Source organism: Nocardia carnea (genome assembly GCF_029868325.1).
Lineage (GTDB): Bacteria > Actinomycetota > Actinomycetes > Mycobacteriales > Mycobacteriaceae > Nocardia > Nocardia carnea_C.
On the sequence record NZ_JARWNW010000250.1, the window covers coordinates 1 to 19,872 of the forward strand.

Below are 19,872 nucleotides of genomic sequence, written 5' to 3' on the forward strand. Positions count from 1 at the left end.
CTGAGGTCTCGGCGTGAACTCGGGGAGCAGCGGTTTCACGATGTCCCACAACGCATCCGGGACCAGCCGTTGAGCAAGCCTGTCGACCACGGGTCACATCATGCCGCACAACGAATTACACCCACGTAAGACGTCCTCTAAAGCATTCGAACAAGCCGGCGTCAACTCGGGAGCCTCGACCTCGAAAAGCGGGCCCCAGCCGCGTTTCGTTCCTCTCCATCACTGGCGTGCTACGGATCTGGCACTCTGGAACTACATCGACTCTGATGTACGGTGCCCTCTGTTCGCGGCCTGCCGCTCGGCGAGGGCCGGATGCTCGACCGGGCGCGGCGCGTGAGAGACCTCCGTGGGCGGAATGAGGTGGCTCCCCATCCCGCCCGTGGAGGTCTCCGTTCACCTCAGCTCGCCGCGAGACTTCGAACGACGCCCTGGCGTACTCGATCGAGGTACGAGATGGGACGCACCGCGATGCGGACCAGGGCGAGCGGGTTGTCGTCGCCCGCCGATCGGTTGGCACCCATAACGCCACACACAGCGCATCGGTGGATGATCACCCACTCGCCGGAGCCGCGCACCGTGATCGAGATGGCATCCATGCGGCCTCCGCAGCCGGCCGCGCGGTCGCCCGGAATCCTGCGATCGACGTGCCTGCTGCACAGGCATATCGGGCAATGATTGCGGTGCGCCGTACCTGGTGCCTGCATCGAGACATCCACACCGCAACCGAGACACCGGAACGACGTCCCGCGCCGCGCCGGGCCGTCCCGGTGCACCGGTTTGGGGCGCTGCGGTCGCCCGCGGCCGGTATTCCTGCGCGACATCACGATCACCTCGTATGGAGTTGAGCGAGATGTTCGAACGGGAAAGGTGGTTGCGCCAACGGTTTCACCGCGATGCGGACCAGCAGCAGTTGGTTGTCGTCCTCGGCGATCGAGGCTGCTTGCAGGCGACCGCAACCGGTGCACCGCTGGATCAGTACCCATTCTCCGTCCCGTAATACGGCCACCGCGATCGGATGTGTTCGTGTACCGCACGGTCCGTGTGTGCCGGCGAGGCAGTTGGGACAGTGCGAACGACGTACGGCACCCGGTGCGGCGGCCGACACCACGAGTCCGCACCGGATACAGGTGAAGGTGGATAGTTGTGAAATCGGCGTGCCACTGTGGGACACGGGAGTTCTCCTCTGTGAGATCGATAGGGCGGCAGAAGTGCCGAGCCGGATCGACCCCGCGGAAGACTCACACCGGACAGGGAACCCGATGTCTGATACGGATCACCGATCCGAGCGGTTCGCGGGATCGCGAGGAAGCTCGGCGGCCGTCCGGGGGACACTTGACATGATCCACCACCTTCGAGGTCGGAATTGCCGGCACGCGGCCGGATCCGCGCCACCATAGGCAGTGCGGCAGATCGCGTGCAATCGAATTACCCGCAGTCGTCCGGAACCGCTCGGCTGAACTCCACTCGGCAGCCGCCAGGGGCGGTTGCATCCGGTGCCCCGGCAGGTCCCTGAGTACCCACCGGAGCTGCTTGCGCGATAGACATTCGAGTCGCCAGGAACTGGTTGCCACCCCTCCACACAAATGGTAATGATTATCAGTACAGATAACTGAGTGGAAGTGTGTGCGTTGGCGGCGAATCCTGCGGTGGCTCCCCGGAGCGGAGAAGTAGCCGTTCCGAAACGTCTGCGACGGTGGCAGGCCCGGACCGGGACCGCGGCGCTCGTCGTGCTGCTCGCGGTTGTGCTGGCGGTGTCGATACTGGTGGCGATCGGGCTCGGGTCCGCGTCGATCCACCCGGCCGAGACGGCCCGCTTCCTGTGGGCCTCGGTGACCAACGGGACTGTGGCCGCCGACCAGGCAACCCGGTATCAGATCGTCTGGCAGATCCGTACGCCGCGCGTGCTGCTCGCCGCGGTCGTCGGCGCCGGGTTGAGCGTCGCCGGTGCGGTGATCCAGGCGCTGGTCCGCAACTCACTGGCGGACCCGTACATTCTTGGCGTCTCCTCCGGCGCCTCCGTGGGTGCGGTGGCGGTGTCGCTGTCCGGGGCGTTGGCCGGCCTCGGAATCTACGCCGTCTCGGCCGGCGCCTTCCTCGGCGCTCTCGGTGCGACGGCGCTGGTGTATGCCGTGGCCTACCGCCGCCTGGGGGTGACGCCGCTGCGGCTGGTGCTGACCGGGGTGGCATTGGCGTTCGGATTCCAGGCCGTGATGAGCGTGCTGATCTACTTCGTACCCGGCACCGAGGCGACGAGCACCGTGTTGTTCTGGACGATGGGCTCGTTCGGTGCCGCGACCTGGGGTTCGCTGCCGGTGGTGGCAATGGTCTCCTTGGTGGGCGGCGCACTGTTGTTCCGGTACAGCCGCGTACTGGATATCATGTCGCTCGGCGACGAGACCGCCGCGAGCCTCGGGGTGGATGCGGCGGCGGCACGCCGAGCCCTGTTCGCCACGACCGCGGTGATGACCGGGGCAATGGTGGCGGTGAGCGGCACCATCGGCTTCGTCGGCCTGATCGTTCCGCATATCACCCGGATGCTCTCCGGTGCCGGGCACGCGCGGTTGCTGCTGATCGCGCCGTTCGCCGGGGCGATCCTCACGGTGTGGGTGGACCTGCTGGCGCGGACCGTGGCCGCTCCGCGCGAACTCCCGATCGGCGTCTTGACCGCACTGATCGGGGTCCCGGTGTTCATCGTCCTGATGCGCCGCAGAGGTTACGTTTTCGGAGGCGCGTAATGCAGGTGCGGATTGCCGATCTCGCGGTGACGATCGACGGCCGCGAGATCGTCGAGGGTGTGGACCTCGAGGCCGCGCCGGGCGAAGTCGTCGGTCTCGTCGGGCCCAACGGGTCCGGGAAATCTACGATATTGCGTTGCCTCTACCGCGCGCTCGCGCCCAGTGGGGGCACCATTCGCATCGGTGCGCAGGATCTCGCGGCCCTGTCGCGACGCGAGTCCGCGCAGCGGGTCGCCGCTCTGACCCAGGAAAGCGGCACCGAGTTCGATTTCACCGTCGCCGAGGTCGTCGCGCTGGGCCGGGCGCCGTTCAAATACGGCAACCAGCCGCTCACCGCGGCCGAACACGGACTGTGCCGCGCGGCGATGGCGCAGATGGATATTGCGCATCTCGCGCACCGCGGCATACTCGGCCTCTCGGGTGGTGAACGGCAACGCGTGCTCGTCGCGCGGGCGCTGGTGCAGCAGCCCCGGATCCTCATCCTGGACGAACCGACGAATCATCTGGACCTGAGGCATCAGATCGAATTGCTCGGACTGCTGCGGACCGCGGCGCCGACGGTACTGGTGGTACTCCACGATCTGAATCTCGCCGCCGCGGCCTGTGACCGGATAGGGGTACTGGCCGGTGGCCGGCTGGTGGCAGTGGGGCCGCCACCGGAGGTGCTGACCGCCGAGCGGATCGCCGAGGTGTTCGGTGTCGATATCGCGGTGGTCGCGCATCCGCTGACCGGCGCACCGCAGATCCTCTACACAGTCCCGGGCACACACGAGCCCGTAGCCACGACGGATACGAACACGAAAGAGCCGACACGATGAAGGCGAACAAGACCGGCTTGCCCCGGTACAGAGGTGCGATTCTGCTGATCACCGGTGCATTCCTGCTGGCGGCGTGCGGCGCGCAGGTCGAGGGCGCCGGTGACGCCGGGCGTCGCACGACGGTGCAGCGTTGCGGCGAGGCAGTGGAATACACCGTGCCGCAACGCGCGGTGGTCTACGAAGGGGGCAGCGCCGACAAGATGTTCTCGCTCGGACTGGCCGACCATGTGCACGGCTATGTGCTGCCGCCGGCGAATCCGCCGGTGCGTGAATCGCCCTGGGCGGCCGACTACGAGAAGGTCGAATTCCTGAGCGACGATCTGCTCAACCGGGAACTCGTGGTCGATGCGAAAGCCGACTTCGTTGTCGCCGGGTGGAACTCGGGATTCTCCGACTCGCGCGGTATCACCCCCGAAATCCTCGACACCCTGGGTATCCAGAGCTTCATGCACGCCGAATCCTGCTTCAACTATCCGGGTTTCCCCGAACGGCACACGCCCTTCGAAGGCCTCTATACCGACCTCGAGCGGCTGGGACAGATCTTCGGTGTCGAAGATCGCGCGGCGGACCTGATCGCCGATTACCGCGACCGCGTCACCCGGGTGCAGCAGCAGGCTCCGGCCGGGAAGCCGGTCGAGGTATTCCTCTACGATTCCGGCACCGATAAACCGTTCACCGCCGCGGGGCAGGTGCCCCCGACCGATATCATCGAGTTCGCGGGCGGGGAGAACGTTTTCGGTGATATCGATGCCCGCTGGACCGAGGTGAGCTGGGAAGCAGTGGTGGAATCGGCACCGGAGGTGATCATCATTCTGGAATACCAGGACGCTCCGGCGCAGGAGAAGATCGATTTCTTGAAGAACAATCCGGCCACGGCATCGCTTCCGGCGGTGGTCGGTGACAAGTTCTTCGTCCTCGATTACAACGAAGCCATCTCCAGCCCGCGCAATATCGACGGGCTGGAAAAATTTGCCGCATATCTGCGCGATCATGTGGCGGCCGGATGATCGACGATCCCGTGGACACCGCCGCCGCAGCGGCAGGACCGTCGCCGGCGCCCGAACCGGAGAAGCCCGGCGAGAACCCGATATCCGATACCCGGATGGTGGGCGCGCTGTGGCTTGTGCTGGCAGCTGCGATCATCGGTCTGTTCCCGTTCACGATCTATTCCACGTTCCTGGTACCGATCGCGGCCGCCGCCCGGGCGCCCGAGTCGGGGATCGGGTTCCTCCGCGGGCTGGGTGGGCTGGCCGCGCTGGTTGCGGGAGTCGCGGTGGCGCCGTTGCTGGCTCGATGGTCGAAGCAGTACGTCGCCGTCGTCGCACTGATCCTGCTCGCCGCGGCGAGCGTCCTGGCCACTACCGGCACCTTCGCCGCGCTCACCGTCTTCTGTCTGGGCATCGGCATCGCGACCGCCCTACTCACACCGGCCCTACTGACGCTGGCGACTGCACGGTTCTCCGGTCCCGGGAACATCGGCCGGGCGGCGACCATGGTTACCGCGGTCCAGTCGCTGGCTGCGGTCTGCGCCGGGCCGGTCATCGGCGCAATGGGGTCATGGCGTGGCTGGCAGGGAGCGCTGTTGATCACCGCGGCGGTGAGTGTGCTGGTCGCGGTGGGATTCCTGCGCACCCGGGCGCGCGGAACCGCTCGGCCGGCGCCGGCGGTTTCGCTCGGATACCTCGCGTCGTTCCGCGCCCTGCGGGCCCAGCCGGACCTGCTCGCGCTCATCACCATCGCCGGATTACGCACCACCTCGTTCATGGGATATCTGGCGTTCCTCGCGGTGTTCTACAGTGACCGATTCGAGCTCACCGCCTCAGCGTTCACCCTGGTGTGGACCCTGAGCGGCGCCGCGTTCTTCCTCGGAAACTATCTGACCGGCCGCTGGGTACGCGATCCCGATTCGGTGATCGGACGCCACCCCGCCCTGGTTCTCACGGCCGGCCTGCTCGGCGCGCTGCTCGCGGTACTCGGAGTTTTCCACACCACCGCGCTGCTGCCCGCGCTTGCCGCGACCGCCCTGATGGGGTTCGGTCATGCTGTGGTGGCGGCACAGGTGACCACGTCGATCGCCCGCCGCAGCGGCGACCTGTCCGCGACCGCGTTCAGCCTGAACGCGGCAGGTATGAGCCTGGGAGTGTTCGCGGGATCGGTGCTCGGCGGTCTCGGGCTCGCGGCCGGGGGACATACCGGTCTCGCCCTGGCATTGAGCGTACCGACTGTTCTCGCGTTGACCCTCGTCCGCGCGACGACAAGAACCGTGATGCGGTGCGAGTGACGATAGCGCAGGGGTGCGCGTTCACCCGCGGTCGGCTGTCGTAGCGACCGGGTGCGTGGGCAACAGCCTGCCCGCGGCGGTTCGACGCGGCGGCCGGTTCATCGCCGGGAGACGCGACACCGTGGCCGGTCCGGCCGCCACCAGCCGAGGTGTCCGATCACACGGGAGGCCAAGAGGCGCCACCACCGGGCTCCAGCGCCGGGCCCCGCTGTAGTAAGCCCTACCGCACGTCCGGCCGGCGCCGGAACAGTCGCCACCAGGGCTGCCGATGATCGGCCGGCTGGGGACTGGTCAACTGTTGGTGCTCGGCTTCCCGGACCGATCTCAGCCGATCACGATCGATCCATACACCGGAGGCGGTCTCTCTGAGCGATCCCTCACCGACGATGCGAGTTGCGAGCGTCCACGTCGCCGGCGTGCCGGGGAGCGTGTGCTCGTCGATCTCGGCGCAGGCCTGTGCCGCGGCTTCGATATCCGGATGTAGCGAAAGGTGCAGCACTGTGCCGTTGCTCGATGTCACAGCCAGCACGCCGACCGCAATGCCGGCGCTGTCACGGGCTATGCGCGCCCAGGTGTCGAGAGTTTTGCCCGGCTCGGCACCTAGATGGTCGGCGACCTCGGCCGTGGAGGAAGTCAGTCCCAGGCTGATACAGCGGCGGGCGATATCCTGTTCGGACACCCCGAACCGCTCGACCAGTGCGGCCATGCTCATACGTGGAGAATGTGCCCAAGCCATGATCAACTGCTCGTCGGTGGCCCGATCCCAAAACGGATAACCCTTGGCGGTATGTGCTGCACGGGCCAGGGTCTCGCCGTCGAAGGCAGGGTCGGTGACCATCTCCCGCAGTTTGTGCATCGCGACAGCAGTGGTATATCTGTCCAGCAGCACGAACCGTGCGCGCGCCCGCACTGCACCCAGCGTTCGGCCGAGCCGGGTAGCGATCTCCTGATCAGTGGCCGTGGTCGCCAGCGCGGCGAAGAACTCCTGGTAGTCCTCGCCAGTCCACAGACTCCCACGTCGGTCCGCACGCTCATCCATCGTCGTCATCCCCGCGCTACCCTTCCGATACTGCCAAGCCCCGGATTCATCTACCGGCCCGTTTAACACCGCGGGACTCCCGAGCCCGCATATGGCGGGCATCTCCGATCGCATCGAGAAACAGGTCATTGAGAGTGGTCATTCTTGTCCCCTTTACGCCCCAACTGACAACCCGTTACCTTCAACGATAGATCAAACTGCTATGGCTGCGCAGCGAAAAGGCCACGCGCCGAACAGAATTGCGCTTTTCTCGACGCGGAGCGGGGATGGACTGGAGCCGGTGGCGCGGGTGCCTCTGGGCGCTGTGTCTCCGGTGCGCCCCGGGACCGGTTCGCGACCGCAAGATCGTGCGTACAACTCGTCCGACATCCGGGAACGGACCCGGCCCACCAGTTCCGCCACCCGGCGCCCGGTCCAGCCTGCCCGAGGTTGCAGTGCCGCCAGCAGGCCCGCAGTGTCGTTCCAGGTCCACGGCTGCGGCCAGGCCGACTGACTTTCGGCATCGTTCGCCCTCGAAAGGGCGCCGAGCCGACCTCCCGATTCCACGACACCGGCACCGGCGCCGAACCCGACGAATGTCAAGGATCTCCTGAGGGCAACCGATAAAACTCCCTGAGCCCTACCTTGACAGGCCGACCGTCCCCGCATGTGCGGGGGGCGGACGCTCGACCGGCCGTGCGGGGCAACGTATGACAATTTCGGCGTTGCGCGGGCCGGTTGCTGCTGACCTGGATTTCCGGGTGGCCAACCAGATGTAGCAGGAGGTACTCGTTGAGCGTTTGCCGGTGCGGGGGTTCGGACCCCTGGAAGACCAGGTACTCGCCTCATTCCGGACGGTCCGGATTGCCGGGAGGCATTCGGGCAAACTGCATGCCATGAAGTACAGCGCTGGAGTTCTGCTGTTTCGTCGTGAGCCGGAGGTGCAAGTGCTGCTGGGGCATATGGGCGGGCCGCTGTGGGCGCGTAAGGATTCGGGGGCATGGTCGATCCCCAAAGGGGAGTACGAGCCGGCGTCCGAGGAGGCTCGTGCCGCCGCGGGCCGCGAATTCGACGAGGAGTTGGGTATGCCGGTACCCGACGGGGAGTGGATTGCATTGGGTGAGGTGCGGTACGGCAGCGGGCGGAGTGAGAAGCAGGTCACGGTGTGGGCGGTCGAAGGCGAGCTCGATCCGGGTCGGGTGGTGCCTGGGACATTCGAGATGGAATGGCCGCCGCGGTCGGGCGAGTACCGCGCTTTCCCCGAGGTGGATCGGGTCGAATGGTTCGATCTGGCCACCGCGCACGACAAGCTGACCACCGGCCAGCGGCCCTTGCTGTCCCGGCTTGCCGAGCGACTTGGCTGACATCGGAGCCCCCTCGGGAACTGAATTAGTATCGAGGTGGTGAGCACTCCGTCGCCGGATACGGCGATCCGATCGGATTCGCGTACCTCATCCGGGCCCACGCGGGCACTTGCGGTCACTACGACGATCGTCGCCGTGCTGCTGGTCCTCTTCGCTGTCCCATGGTGGACGCTCGTGATGTCCGGGACTCAGTGGCCGGCACCCGTGGTCGCACTGGGAACAGCGGCCTTCGCAATAACTCTCGTAGTTCTACCTGTGACGCTGGTGTTGAGCCACGGCCGCCGTCATCTCGACTGGGCAGGCGTGATCGGTGACTCCATCCTGGGGGTCGTGTGGGTGCTCTTCGCGTGGTCGGTGATCGGCACCATCGCGCGGTTCGTACTCGCCTTCGTGGGTGTGGAAGACCCGGTTCGCTCACGGTCGGTGGCTACCGCGGTCGTTCTCGTCACCGCAGGTCTCCTGATCTGGGGCAATCGGGAGGCCATGCGTATTCCTCGGGTAAAGCATGTGGACGTCACCTTGCCGCGGCTCGGCCCGGGGCTGGACGGCACCCGGGTCGTCGCCGTCACCGATACTCATTTCGGTCCGATCAACCGGACGAAGTGGTCGCTCGGTGTTGCTGCGGCCGTGAACGAACTACGTCCCGATATCGTGGCCCATGTCGGTGATATCGCCGATGGCCCCGTGGAGCTACGGCGTGGGCAGGCGGCCCCGCTCGCCACCATGGAGGCCGGGCTCGCCCGGGTCTATGTCACCGGCAACCACGAGTACCTCGGAGAGGCGCAGGGCTGGCTCGACTACATGGAGTCGATCGGCTGGAAAACTCTGCACAACGAGCATATTGTCGTCGAGCGCGGAGGTGACCGCCTCGTCCTGGCAGGTGTCGACGACGCTACTGCGAAGTCGGCGAAACTGAGTGGTCACGGCGCGAACTTCGACGATGCTCTGGTAGGAGTCGATCCCGGGCTGCCGGTGCTCATGCTCGCGCATCAACCGAAGCAGGTTTCCGAGTCCGCGGCCGCCGGTGTGGACCTCCAGATCGCCGGCCATACGCACGGTGGGCAGATCTGGCCGTTCAACTACCTGGTCCGCCTAGATCAACCCACCGTTCACGGGTTGAGCCGACACGGCGAACGGACACAGCTGTACACCAGCCGGGGCTCGGGTTTCTGGGGTCCTCCTTTCCGAATCTTCGCGCCCAGTGAAATCACGGTGATAACGCTTCATTCCGCTTGACGTCACCATCTGCGGCAGTGGGCCGAAGGTGGCCGGAAGGGCAGGTGGCTGCCCGGGTCAGGGGGTGGCCAGGCGAACCGGCATGCGTTTGATGCCGTGGATCAGTGCGCTGTGCCCGTATTCGGGTTCACCGAGTTCGACCGGCGGAACCTTGGTGATCAGCTCCCGGAACAGATGCTTCAATTCCATGCGGGCAAGCCAGGCGCCGAGGCAGTGGTGGGGGCCGCCGCCACCGAAGCCGGCGTGGTGGTTCGGGTCGCGGGTGACGTCGAACGCGTGCGGGTTGTCGAACGCCGACTCGTCGCGGTTGGCGGAACTGTAGAACATCACGACCTTCTCACCTGCCGCGATCGGGGTTCCGGCGATCTCGGTGTCGCGGGTCGCCCGGCGGGCGAAGTGCACCACGACGCTGCCCCAGCGGATGAATTCCTCGATCGCAGTGTTCATCCGCCCGTCGAGATCCTCGCGCAGCCAGTCCATTTGGCTCGGATGCTGCACGAGCGCTCTGAAGGCATGGGACGTGGTCTGTTTGGTGGTGTCGTTGCCGGCGGCGGAGATCAGCACCATGAACGCGCCGATATCCTCATTGCTGAGGCGATGCCCGTCGAATTCGGCGGCGATCATCGCGGTCATGAGGTCGTTGTGCGGTTCCGCACGGCGCCGCCGGGCCAGGTCGGTGCCGGCGGAGTGGAGGATGCCGATCTGTTTGTAGAAGAACTCGGCGCGCTCCTCGAGGCTGGTGTACTCGAGGTCGGTGGTGCCGAACAAGGCTTCGGTGGCGAACGCGACCGCCTCGCGGTCGGCCTCGGGGATGCCGATCATCTGCGAAATCGTTTGCATGGGCAGTTTCCGGGATACCGCGTCGACGAAATCGAGGGTTTCGCCGTTCCGCAGATCGGCGACGAAATCGTCGACGATCCGGGTGGCATTGGCGCGGACCTGCTCTTCCACTCGCTGGATCTGGCGCGGAGTGAACGCCGAGCTGATCAATTTCCGGTAACGGGTGTGCCGGGGCGCGTCCAGGGCGATGAAGAATTTGGTGCTGTATTCGACATCGGGCGGCATATACCCCAGGGTCGTGCCGTCCTCCGAGGAGAAGATCTCCGGGTTCCGGCTGACCTGCACGACATCCCGGTACCGGGTGACAGCCCAGAAACCGGGATCGGGATCGGCGAAGATCAGGGAATCCGGCGGCGCATGCCAGGTAAGGCCCTCGGCCGCACGTAACCGGGCGAACGCCGCCTCCCGGCCGTCGAAATCCTTTTCCCAGAATTCGTAACTGGAGATATCGACCTCATGATGGGGTCGCGTGGACGCCGCGCTGCCTGTCAGTGCCATGACCGCCTCCGAACCGAGTGTGCTCTCCCCATGGTGGCACTCCTGTGCGCCGGGGGCACGGAATCGACCTGGACACCGAACCCGGGCCGGCGGTGCGTGGTCGGCATCGGCGATTTCTGACGATCGAAGCGCCGGTGACACGCTGACTGCGGTTTCTGCGACGAAAGGCCGCATTCGAACATGGTGGTTATCCTGCGGGCACTGTCCACAGCTCGACCAGCCTCGGGCCGTCGCCGACCTCAACCTCGAAGCAGAGGCCCGAATCACTCGAACCGGCCGTGGCAACTCGCAGGCACGGTGAACCCGATGACGCACGTCCCGTACCCAGCGTGATGACAGGCGGTGGGGTGGCCAGGTCATCTGGGCCGCGGACCCCGTCGAGCAGCATGATTCACGCGGCGCCGGGGAAGTCGCTACCTGCCCCGGCACGTCCTGAGATTCCGCGGCGGCAGCAACCAGCAGGATATCGGCCAGTGCTCAGGCCGAAACGCGCGCGGCGGCACCCGCGTCGATGGGCAGAACTGTGCCGGTGATATGCGCGTTCGCAGCACTGGCGAAGAACAGGATGGCGCCGCTGACTTCCTCCGGCTCCAGGAACGGCACCCGCTGGGCGTGCAGTGATGCGAAGACAGGTTCGACATCACTCCGGCTGGGAGCGTCCAGGTCCGGTCGCATCATCGAGTACAGGGCATCGTTGTGCACCATCGGTGTCGAAACGTTTCCCGGCGCGACTGCGTTGACCGTGATGTCGTAGGACGCGAGGTCCAGGGCTGCGCTCTTCGTCATACCGATGACGCCCCATTTCGATGCCGCGTAGGCCGCCAGGCCGGGCGCGGAACTGCGACCCATCATGGAACTGACGGTCACGATGCGGCCGTAATTCCTGGCGATCATGCCCGGCGCGACTGCGGCAATGGTGTGGAAGACGCCGGTCAGATTCGACGCGATCACCTCCTCCCACAGGGCGTCCGGGCAATCCTGGATGGGCGCCGCGGCCGAGACCCCGGCATTCGCCACCACGATATCGATCCGGCCGAATTTTTCCTCGGCGCGGGTGGCGAGGGCCTCCATACCCAAGCGATCAGCGGTGTCGACGCGGACCGCGAGGCACCGGCGTCCCGCGGCTTCGACCATGCGTGCGGTCTCCTCGAGGTCGGCCGCGGTGGCGAGTGGATAGGCGATTGCCGAGGAATCTGTGCAGCGGTCACAGAGAACCAGGTCAGCGCCGCGGCGGGCGAATGCCACGGCGTGCGCGCGACCCTGGCCCCGGGCGGCGCCGGTGATGAGTGCTACCCGATCGGTGAACTCGTTCATAGTTACCTCTTCGGCTCGGGTGTATCGGCTGTCCGGACGAGCGCTGCGGCGCCGGCGATCGCCTCGAGCAGGCGATCCGCAAGCTCGGCTCGGCAGATCAGCAGGTCGGGCAGGTACGGATGCGGTGAGTTGTAAACGAGTGGAGACCCGTCTATGCGCGATGCGTGGAGTCCGGCCGAGCGCGCAACCCCCACCGGTGCGGCGGAATCCCACTCCCACTGACCTCCCGCGTGCACGTACGCATCCGCGGTCCCGTGCAGCACCGCCATCGCCTTTGCGCCGGCCGAGCCCATCGGCACCAGGTCGGCTTCCATGGTTTGCGCCAGCTCGGCGGCGAACGTGGGCGGACGGGAGTCGCTGACCAGAATTCGCAGACGCCGGCCGGTCCGGTGCGTCGTACGGTGACTCCCGGTGTCGGAGTCGACCACGCCGAGCGCGGGTTGCGCCACGGCGGCCGCCGCGATCCGACCACTGCCCTGTGCCTCCCAGAGCGCGACGTGCACTGCCCAGTCGGTCCGGCCGGGCAGCCCGAACTCCCGAGTGCCGTCCAGCGGGTCGATGATCCACACCCGGTCGGCGTGCAGGCGCGCCGCGTCGTCGGCCGATTCCTCGGACAGCACGGCATCGCCGGGACGCTCCGCACGTAATCGTCGTAGCAGGTAGTCGTTGGCTTCCGCGTCGCCGCGCCGGCCGAGACCCCCGGGCGGGACCGACCGAGTATGCCGGGCCCGCAGCTCGCACAGTAGATCTCCGGCGGCGCCGGCGAGTTCGGCCGCCAGCTGTGAGTCGGTCAGGGCCCGGTTCACCGGTCGGTCTCCGCGATGTGGTCGAGGACGGCCTGCGCCTGTGCGGCGGGGCTGCCATCGGAGGGGCGGAGCACGAGGTCGGGATGCGGCGGCGGCTCGTAGGGCGCGTCGATACCGGTGAACTCGGCCAGCTCGCCGGCTCGCGCCTTCGCGTACAGCTTCTTCGGGTCCCGTTGCTCGCATATGTCGAGCGGGGTGTCGACGAATACCTCGGTGAAGGGCAAGCCTGCCTCGACGTGCAATTCGCGGACGCGGTCGCGCCCGGCCCGGTCGGGGCTGATCAGCGAGACAACAGCGACGAGCCCCGCATCGGCGATCAGTTTCGCGATCTCGCCGACGCGGCGGACATTCTCGGCTCGGTCCGCCGCCGTGAACCCCAGATCGGCGTTGAGGCCGTGCCGCAGGTTGTCGCCGTCGAGCAGATAGGCGGGCGTTCCCGAGGCCACGAGCCTGCGTTCGAGCTCGACCGCCACCGACGACTTGCCCGAACCCGACAGTCCGGTGAACCACACGGTCCGGCCCGTGGTGGCGCGGTCCGCACGGCGCACGGCGGCCGAATGCCACACCACATGTGAGCTCTTCTGCGTCGCCGCGGTGATCATGCCGGCCGCGACGGTGCTGTTGGTCGCCTCGTCGACCAGGATGAAGCTGCCGGTGGCTCGGTTACGCCGGTAGGAATCGAACAGCAGTGGTTGCTGAGCCCTCAAGTGAACGCGCCCGATTTCATTGAGCCCGAGCGAGGTCGCCGTATCGTCGCGGTGCAGCGTGTTGACATCGAGGCGGTAGTCGAGTGCAGTGACCACTGCTTTCGATTCGCGGGTTGTCTGCCGGAGCACGTAGCGCCGGCCCTCGGTGAGAACATCGCGATCGGTGAACCAGCAGACCATGGCGTCCACATCGTGCCCCATATCGGGACGATTGTTGGGGCGGCACAGCATGTCTCCCCGGCTGACATCGATATCGTCGACGAGCTCGACGGTGACCGCACCAGGCGCGACGGCCTCGTCGAGTCGCTGTCCGCCCGGACCCCAGATCGCTCGTATTGCCGAGACGAAGCCGGAAGGCAGCACAACGACGTCGTCGCCGGGCTTGAACACACCGCTGGCGATATTGCCTGCGTATCCGCGGAAGTCGTGCAGCTCGGCGTCGGTCTGTCGCTGTGGGCGGATCACATACTGGATCGGTAGCCGCGCATCGATCAGGTTGCGATCGGAGGCGACGTGGATCTGTTCCAGATGGTGCAGCAGTGATGTGCCTTCGTACCACGCCATGTTCGCCGTGCGTTCGACGATGTTGTCGCCGAGCAGAGCGGATACCGGGATGAAGGCCAGGTCGGCGATATTGAGCTTGGCCGCGAACTGCTGGAAGTCGTCCCGTACCTGCTCGAATCGCTGTTTCGACCAGTCGACCAAGTCCATTTTGTTGACGCAGACCACCAGGTGCGGGATGCCCAGCAAGCTGGCGATGAACGCATGCCGGCGGGTTTGCTCGACGAGTCCGTTGCGGGCATCGACCAGGATCAACGCCAGATCCGCGGTCGACGATCCGGTCACCATATTCCGGGTGTACTGGGCGTGACCGGGGGTGTCGGCAATGATGAACTTCCGCCTCGGCGTGGCGAAATACCGATGGGCGACGTCGATGGTGATCCCTTGTTCACGCTCTGCCCGCAGCCCATCGGTCAGCAACGCGAGATTGGCGTGCTCGTCACCGTGGCGTGCACTCGACCGCTCGACGGCTTCGAGCTGGTCCTCGAATACCGCCTTCGAGTCGAAGAGCAACCGGCCGATAAGCGTCGATTTCCCGTCGTCGACACTGCCTGCGGTGGCAATCCGGAGTAGCTGGGACATCAGAAATAGCCTTCCTTCTTACGGTCTTCCATGCCGACATCGGAGATCCGGTCGTCGGCCCGAGTGGCCCCGCGCTCGGTGATGCGGGCGGCCGCTATTTCGGCGATGACCTCCTCGACGGTGGCGGCGGCGGATTCGACGCAACCGGTGCATGTCGCATCGCCCACTGTGCGGAAGCGCACCAACTCCTCATACGGCATTTCGCCGGGAAGGAGTGTGAGAAACCTGGTGTGGGCCAGCAGCATGCCGTCTCGGGGTACGACTTGTCGACGGTGTGCGAAGTAGATATCGGGTAGCTCGATGCGCTGCTCGGCGATGTACTGCCAGATATCGAGCTCGGTCCAGTTCGACAGTGGGAATACCCGGATGTGTTCACCGCGGCGATGGCGTCCGTTGTACAGATTCCACACCTCCGGCCGCTGGTTCTTCGGATCCCACTGGCCGAATTCATCGCGGAAGCTGAAAATGCGTTCCTTTGCCCTGGCCTTCTCCTCGTCGCGGCGGGCTCCGCCGAAGGCGGCGTCGAAACCGTGGTGCTGAATAGCGCGCAGCAATGCGCCGGTCTGGAGTCGATTGCGACTGGCTCGGGGGCCGGTCTCCTCGATCGCACGCCCGGCATCGATCTCCTCCTGCACACTGGCCACTACCAATCGCAAGCCGAGATCGGCCACCATCCGGTCGCGGAACCGGATGACTTCGTCGAAATTGTGTCCGGTATCGACGTGCATTACCGGGAAAGGCAGCGGGGCAGGCCAAAACGCTCGCGCCGCCAGGTGCAGCATGACCACGGAGTCCTTGCCGCCCGAGAACAGCAGCACGGGGCGTTCGAATGTCGCCGCCACCTCACGGAAGATATGCGCCGCCTCGGCCTCGAGCGCCGCTAGATGCGCCGATTCGTAGGTGGGCACAGACGGTCCAGAAACCATACCGAACTCCTTGTGGTGAAAATGTGACCGATGTGGTCGAAATGTCTTCAGGGAGTTGATCGAATTACGGCGGGCATCGAGTACGAGCCGTCGATCAATGGGGTGCGCGGGCCATAGAAGCGAGCTGCCAGCTGGAAGAGGTCACGTGACGAAGTCGGCAGCCAATTCCGCGCCTGATCGGGATCGCTTGGGCGGTCGGGCTGCAAATAGAAGGTCACCCGATCGTCGGAGACGCTGTACGCGCCGGCCGAGAGCAGGTAACTCGTGACGCTGTAGCGGTTTTCGGGGTTGTCGATAAAATATCCGTGAGCGTCGTAGATCGGAAGTTCCCAGAACTCGGTCACCGGCGGGAGGTCGTTCATGGCGAAGGTGACGGTATAGGCGTGCGCGCCATCCAGTGGCCGGCCGTCGCTGTCGTCGAACAGATACGCGATAGTGTGCGACTGATACGGCACCGGCGTTCCCCACGCGATGTCATTCGCACCGGCTTTTGCCCGGAGGTCCGCGTCATCGTGGAACAGGCTCGATTGCAATCGCCACCCGTTCATGTCGATCTGCTTCTTCTCGAACGTGTTCCGCGCATCCCGCCGCGCCTGCATAAAGCCACGCTCGATCGCCTGCCGGTGCTCATCGGTCAACGCCGCGGGATCGAAGCGGGCGCCAGGGCGAACACCGAGTGCGGAAATCCGGTCCAGGATCTCGCGTTCGGTGCGCGAGTCGGTCCGCAGGGGCATCGTGGGGTCGTCGAGAATCATGTTCAGTAACTGCAGGAAATCGACGCCTGTCATCGATGTCCCGATATCGGAAATGACGTCCATGCGCGGAAACGCCGGGTACCTGCCGCGTTCGACGGGCTGGTCTCGAAGGTCCGGCACCCTTCCGCCATTCGCGTGCCACTGGCTCAATGGTGCCGCCCGCACGCCCGTGACCGCGCGCCGGGCGCCGGACATATCCTCGTCTGTTCGTGTCGTCACCGCGACGCGCACGGCGATCGAGAAGGATTGCGACGGCGACCGGACGATCTGTGTGCCCGCCAACCCCACAGGTAACTTGCCTGTCCATCGGGGACCGACGATGACGTAGCGCTGGGCGCTGTTGCCGGTGAATTGCGAACCGATCATGAAGAACCAATTGATATATGGATCGACGGCCTGGACGCTCCAGTACCGCTCGCCGGGCACCTCGTCGGTCTCGATCACGATGGGCTGGGCCGAGACATCGAAAACACCGCCGGAATACAGGGTCGAGGCGTTGACCGTGGTCGCATATCGCACCGACGCATCGAACAGTTCGAGCGTCGGTTGCATCCGATTGATCCCCCGATAGGCTGGATTGTCCTGGTGGACAGCGAAGACGTGACGCAATTCGTAGAACCCAGCGAGACCGATACCCCAGTCGAACGACTCGGCGGTGAGCCCGGCTACGTCATCGGGGGGAATCGAAGGGTCGGGTACGGAAGACATGCGGGGCGCTCCTGTGGTGGTATCTCTTCGGCAGGTGAAAGCGGTCAGTGGAATATCAGCTGGATTCGCTCGTGATCTTCTGCGGGAACATCGACGCAGTCGTCGCCCAGTTCCACGCGGACATAGTCGATATCGCCGTTGAAGGCGTTCGAAGGACCTGCCGGATAGTCCGGTACCACGGGGGTACCGCGGTCGATGCCGATATCGAGGGTTTCCGCGAGCCCGAAGACGAACGGAGTCGTCCGGTCGAGCCGTCCTTCGGCGACGCGACGACCGCAGATATCGATCACGATGGTCGCGCCTTTGCCCAGTCCGCCGCCGTCGTATCGGCATTGCAGCTTGACCAGGTGTGCTCCGGCGGGAACGGGTTCTGTTGCGCGCACGTACGTTCGATGCGAACCGTAGAGATTGTGGCAGTAGACGAGGTGGCCGTCCTCGAGGAAGAACGTCCATCCGCCGAATCGGCCGCCCTGGGCGATGATCACACCGTTCGCCGATACTGTCGACAGCGCCGTGATCGATGCCGTGACGGCAAAGGAGGTGTTCTTGAAGTTCGGCGCCGCGTCCTCGGCAAGTCCGCGCATACCGCGATGGAAGGTGATCTCGGTGCGTCCGCCCATCAGCTCACGCCGACCGGCGAGGCTGGGGATGAAGCGTTCTCGGACGCGGTCGTCCATGGGAAGTACCCGGTGGCGTGCGGCTTCGATCAGGAACCGCTGCTTCAGTTCCGCGAGTTTCTCCGGGAACTCGGCGGCAACGTCGACAGCCTGGGTCCAGTCGCTGCTCGTATCGTAGAGTTCCCACACATCGTCGGCGATGCTGTCCGAGCGGGGGGCCGCGCCCTCTGCGGCCGGATATCCGGACCGGTGACAGGTCACCGCTGTCCATCCGTGGTGGTAGATGCCGCGGTTACCGAACATCTCGAAATACTGGGTGGTGTGGCGGTCCGCCGCGTCGGGGTCGTTGAAGGTGTACGCGAACGAGGTTCCCTCGATGGGACTCTGCCTGACGCCGTCGACGTAGTCTGGTGCGGGCAGGCCGGCGGCTTCGAGGATGGTCGGTACCACGTCAATGCAGTGGTGCCACTGGTGGCGCAACTCGCCACCCCGTTCGATCCCCTTCGGCCAGGACACGATCATGCCGTTACGGGTACCGCCGTAGTGCGACGCGACCTTCTTCGCGTACTGATACGGCGTGTCCATCGCCACCGCCCAGCCCACTGGGTAGTGCGGATAGGTGCTCGGGCTCCCCAGTTCGTCGAACGCGGCGCGGATGGTTTCGGGGTCATCGGTAACTCCGTTCGCGAGGCGGATGAGATTGACCATCCCGTGCGGGCCACCTTCGGCCGCCGCGCCGTTGTCGCCGAGGATGTAGAAAATGAGGGTGTTCTCGAGCTCACCCAATTGTTCGAGAGCATCGATCAACCGGCCGGTCTGGGCATCGGTGTGCTCGGCGAACTCCGCGTACAGCTCCATGAGCCGGGCAGAGGTCTCCTTGGCCAGATCGCTCTGGTCGTCCCAGAACGGTATGCCCTCGCGCTTCCACTCCGGCAGTTGAGCGTCCGGTGGGACGATGCCGAGTTCCCGCTGCCTGGCGAAGGTCCGAAGCCGTTGGTCGTCCCAGCCGTGGTCGAATTTGCCGCGGTAGCGGCCACGCCACGACTCGGGTACGTGTAGCGGGTCGTGGCAGGCACCGAAGCTCACGTGTGCGAACCATGGCTTGGTGGGATCGAGGGTCTGCACCGATCGGATCCAATCGATTGATTGGTCGACGATGTCTTCGGACAGGTGGTATCCCTGCTCCGGCGTTTTCGGTGGATCGACCGGCGTTGTTCCTTCGTAGAGGCGGGGGACGAACTGATTGGTCTCCGCACCGAGGAATCCATAGAACTTGTCGAAGCCTTCGCCGGTGGGCCATCGATCGAACGGACCGAGTTCGGTCGTTTCCCAGCCGGGAACGGCGTGCATTTTTCCGAACGCGCCGGTGGCGTAACCGTTGCCGCCCAGGACGCGGGCGATGGTTGCCATCGAGTCCGGCCGGATACCGGTGTATCCCGGCGCCGACGTCGCCAGTTCCGGCACCGTGCCCATGCCGGCGCTGTGGTGATTGCGGCCGGTCAGTAGTGACATGCGGGTCGGTGCGCACAGTGCTGTGGTGTGAAACCTGGTGTAGCGCAGTCCTTCTTGGGAAAGGCGATCGGCGGTTGGCATCATGCAGGGCCCGCCGAAAGCCGACGAGGCCCCGAATCCGACGTCGTCGAGCAGGATCAGCAGGACATTCGGCGCGCCCTCCGGAGCTGTCACGGTGGGGACGGGTTCGTAGGCCGGAGCGTGGTCGCGGATATCGATCGCGGGCGATACCTGCGCGCCACGCAGCTCGATCGGCAGGACGTTTCTGTTCAATGCGGTTCCTCTCGGGGGCCGGCTTGCGCACGGCAGTCGCGGCCCCCCCGGGGGATCTGCTGCTCTTGCGTGCGTCGGTGACGTGTCGTCTTCACCGCCAGATGTGCGGTCGAAATATAGACCGAGACGGTCGAAATATGAGACAGAGGTTACAGTCGTCGGCATTCCGGGTCAATAACCGTCTTCCTGCGCTGAAGAGAGGGGTTCGGTGCCGGGCGGGGTCGAGTGTCGGAGCCGGCATGCATCAGTGGACCTCGAGCGGCCCGGGTGGGGCGATCGGTGGATGTGGATGTCGCAGTGATGTCCACTGCGTGGGAGCCG

15 protein-coding genes and 1 pseudogene are annotated in these 19,872 nt (G+C 65.6%); 6 read left to right on the forward strand and 10 right to left on the reverse strand.

Going from position 1 to position 19,872, the window contains the following annotated elements; translation table 11 throughout:
• Positions 1–398: 398 nt before the first annotated feature.
• Both QH196_RS22040 and QH196_RS22045 read right to left on the reverse strand, forming a co-directional pair.
• Complete coding sequence (locus QH196_RS22040) at positions 399–821, reverse strand: RNHCP domain-containing protein (protein ID WP_280417716.1); 423 nt, start codon at positions 819–821, stop codon at positions 399–401.
• Positions 822–826: 5 nt separating this feature from the next.
• The gene (locus tag QH196_RS22045; protein ID WP_280417717.1) at positions 827–1,171 is read right to left on the reverse strand and encodes an RNHCP domain-containing protein; all 345 of its coding nucleotides are present in this window, start codon (positions 1,169–1,171) and stop codon (positions 827–829) included.
• A 514-nt stretch (positions 1,172–1,685) separates the two neighbouring features.
• Between QH196_RS22045 and QH196_RS22050 the strand changes: the two genes are divergently transcribed.
• The 4 genes from QH196_RS22050 to QH196_RS22065 are packed head-to-tail and all read left to right on the forward strand — an operon-like array spanning position 1,686 to position 5,834.
• Complete coding sequence (locus QH196_RS22050; RefSeq protein WP_280417759.1) at positions 1,686–2,735, forward strand: FecCD family ABC transporter permease; 1,050 nt, start codon at positions 1,686–1,688, stop codon at positions 2,733–2,735.
• Entirely contained in the window at positions 2,735–3,553 is an 819-nt protein-coding gene (locus tag QH196_RS22055; RefSeq protein WP_280417718.1) for an ABC transporter ATP-binding protein, read from the forward strand. The genes QH196_RS22050 and QH196_RS22055 overlap by 1 nt, the downstream gene beginning before the upstream one ends.
• Complete coding sequence (locus QH196_RS22060) at positions 3,550–4,560, forward strand: ABC transporter substrate-binding protein (RefSeq protein WP_280417719.1); 1,011 nt, start codon at positions 3,550–3,552, stop codon at positions 4,558–4,560. Before QH196_RS22055 ends, QH196_RS22060 begins: the two co-directional genes overlap by 4 nt.
• A complete protein-coding gene (locus QH196_RS22065) occupies positions 4,557–5,834 on the forward strand; it encodes an MFS transporter (RefSeq protein ID WP_280417720.1) in 1,278 nt (425 codons plus the stop codon). The genes QH196_RS22060 and QH196_RS22065 overlap by 4 nt, the downstream gene beginning before the upstream one ends.
• A gap of 220 nt (positions 5,835–6,054) precedes the next feature.
• On the opposite strand, the gene QH196_RS22070 is transcribed toward QH196_RS22065, so the two are convergent.
• A complete protein-coding gene (locus QH196_RS22070) occupies positions 6,055–6,873 on the reverse strand; it encodes a hypothetical protein (RefSeq protein WP_280417721.1) in 819 nt (272 codons plus the stop codon).
• 875 nt (positions 6,874–7,748) lie between these two features.
• Here QH196_RS22070 and QH196_RS22075 point away from each other — a divergent pair.
• Positions 7,749–8,216: an NUDIX domain-containing protein gene (locus QH196_RS22075; protein WP_280417722.1), complete on the forward strand. Its 468-nt coding sequence runs from the start codon at positions 7,749–7,751 to the stop codon at positions 8,214–8,216.
• 39 nt (positions 8,217–8,255) lie between these two features.
• The gene (locus tag QH196_RS22080; RefSeq protein ID WP_280417723.1) at positions 8,256–9,452 is read left to right on the forward strand and encodes a metallophosphoesterase; all 1,197 of its coding nucleotides are present in this window, start codon (positions 8,256–8,258) and stop codon (positions 9,450–9,452) included.
• A gap of 57 nt (positions 9,453–9,509) precedes the next feature.
• Here the strand turns inward: QH196_RS22080 and QH196_RS22085 are convergent, their stop codons facing one another.
• The 7 genes and pseudogenes from QH196_RS22085 to QH196_RS22115 all read right to left on the reverse strand — a co-directional run bounded on the left by QH196_RS22085 (position 9,510) and on the right by QH196_RS22115 (position 19,551).
• Positions 9,510–10,790 (reverse strand): cytochrome P450, encoded by a 1,281-nt coding sequence (locus QH196_RS22085; RefSeq protein WP_280417724.1) that lies wholly within the window; start codon positions 10,788–10,790, stop codon positions 9,510–9,512.
• Between the two features lie 477 nt (positions 10,791–11,267).
• Positions 11,268–12,104 carry a mycofactocin-coupled SDR family oxidoreductase gene (locus QH196_RS22090; protein ID WP_280417725.1) on the reverse strand — a complete coding sequence of 279 codons (837 nt, stop codon included), beginning with the start codon at positions 12,102–12,104 and terminating at the stop codon, positions 11,268–11,270.
• A gap of 20 nt (positions 12,105–12,124) precedes the next feature.
• Positions 12,125–12,898: pseudogene (locus QH196_RS22095) on the reverse strand (3'(2'),5'-bisphosphate nucleotidase CysQ); the annotation flags it as partial.
• 8 nt (positions 12,899–12,906) lie between these two features.
• Positions 12,907–14,760 carry an adenylyl-sulfate kinase gene (cysC, locus tag QH196_RS22100; RefSeq protein WP_280417726.1) on the reverse strand — a complete coding sequence of 618 codons (1,854 nt, stop codon included), beginning with the start codon at positions 14,758–14,760 and terminating at the stop codon, positions 12,907–12,909.
• Positions 14,760–15,686: a sulfate adenylyltransferase subunit CysD gene (gene cysD, locus QH196_RS22105; protein WP_280417727.1), complete on the reverse strand. Its 927-nt coding sequence runs from the start codon at positions 15,684–15,686 to the stop codon at positions 14,760–14,762. Before cysD ends, cysC begins: the two co-directional genes overlap by 1 nt.
• Before the next feature lie 47 nt (positions 15,687–15,733).
• Entirely contained in the window at positions 15,734–17,149 is a 1,416-nt protein-coding gene (locus tag QH196_RS22110) for a DUF1254 domain-containing protein (RefSeq protein WP_280417728.1), read from the reverse strand.
• A 44-nt stretch (positions 17,150–17,193) separates the two neighbouring features.
• A complete protein-coding gene (locus QH196_RS22115; protein ID WP_280417729.1) occupies positions 17,194–19,551 on the reverse strand; it encodes an arylsulfatase in 2,358 nt (785 codons plus the stop codon).
• Between the last annotated feature and the right edge of the window lie 321 nt (positions 19,552–19,872).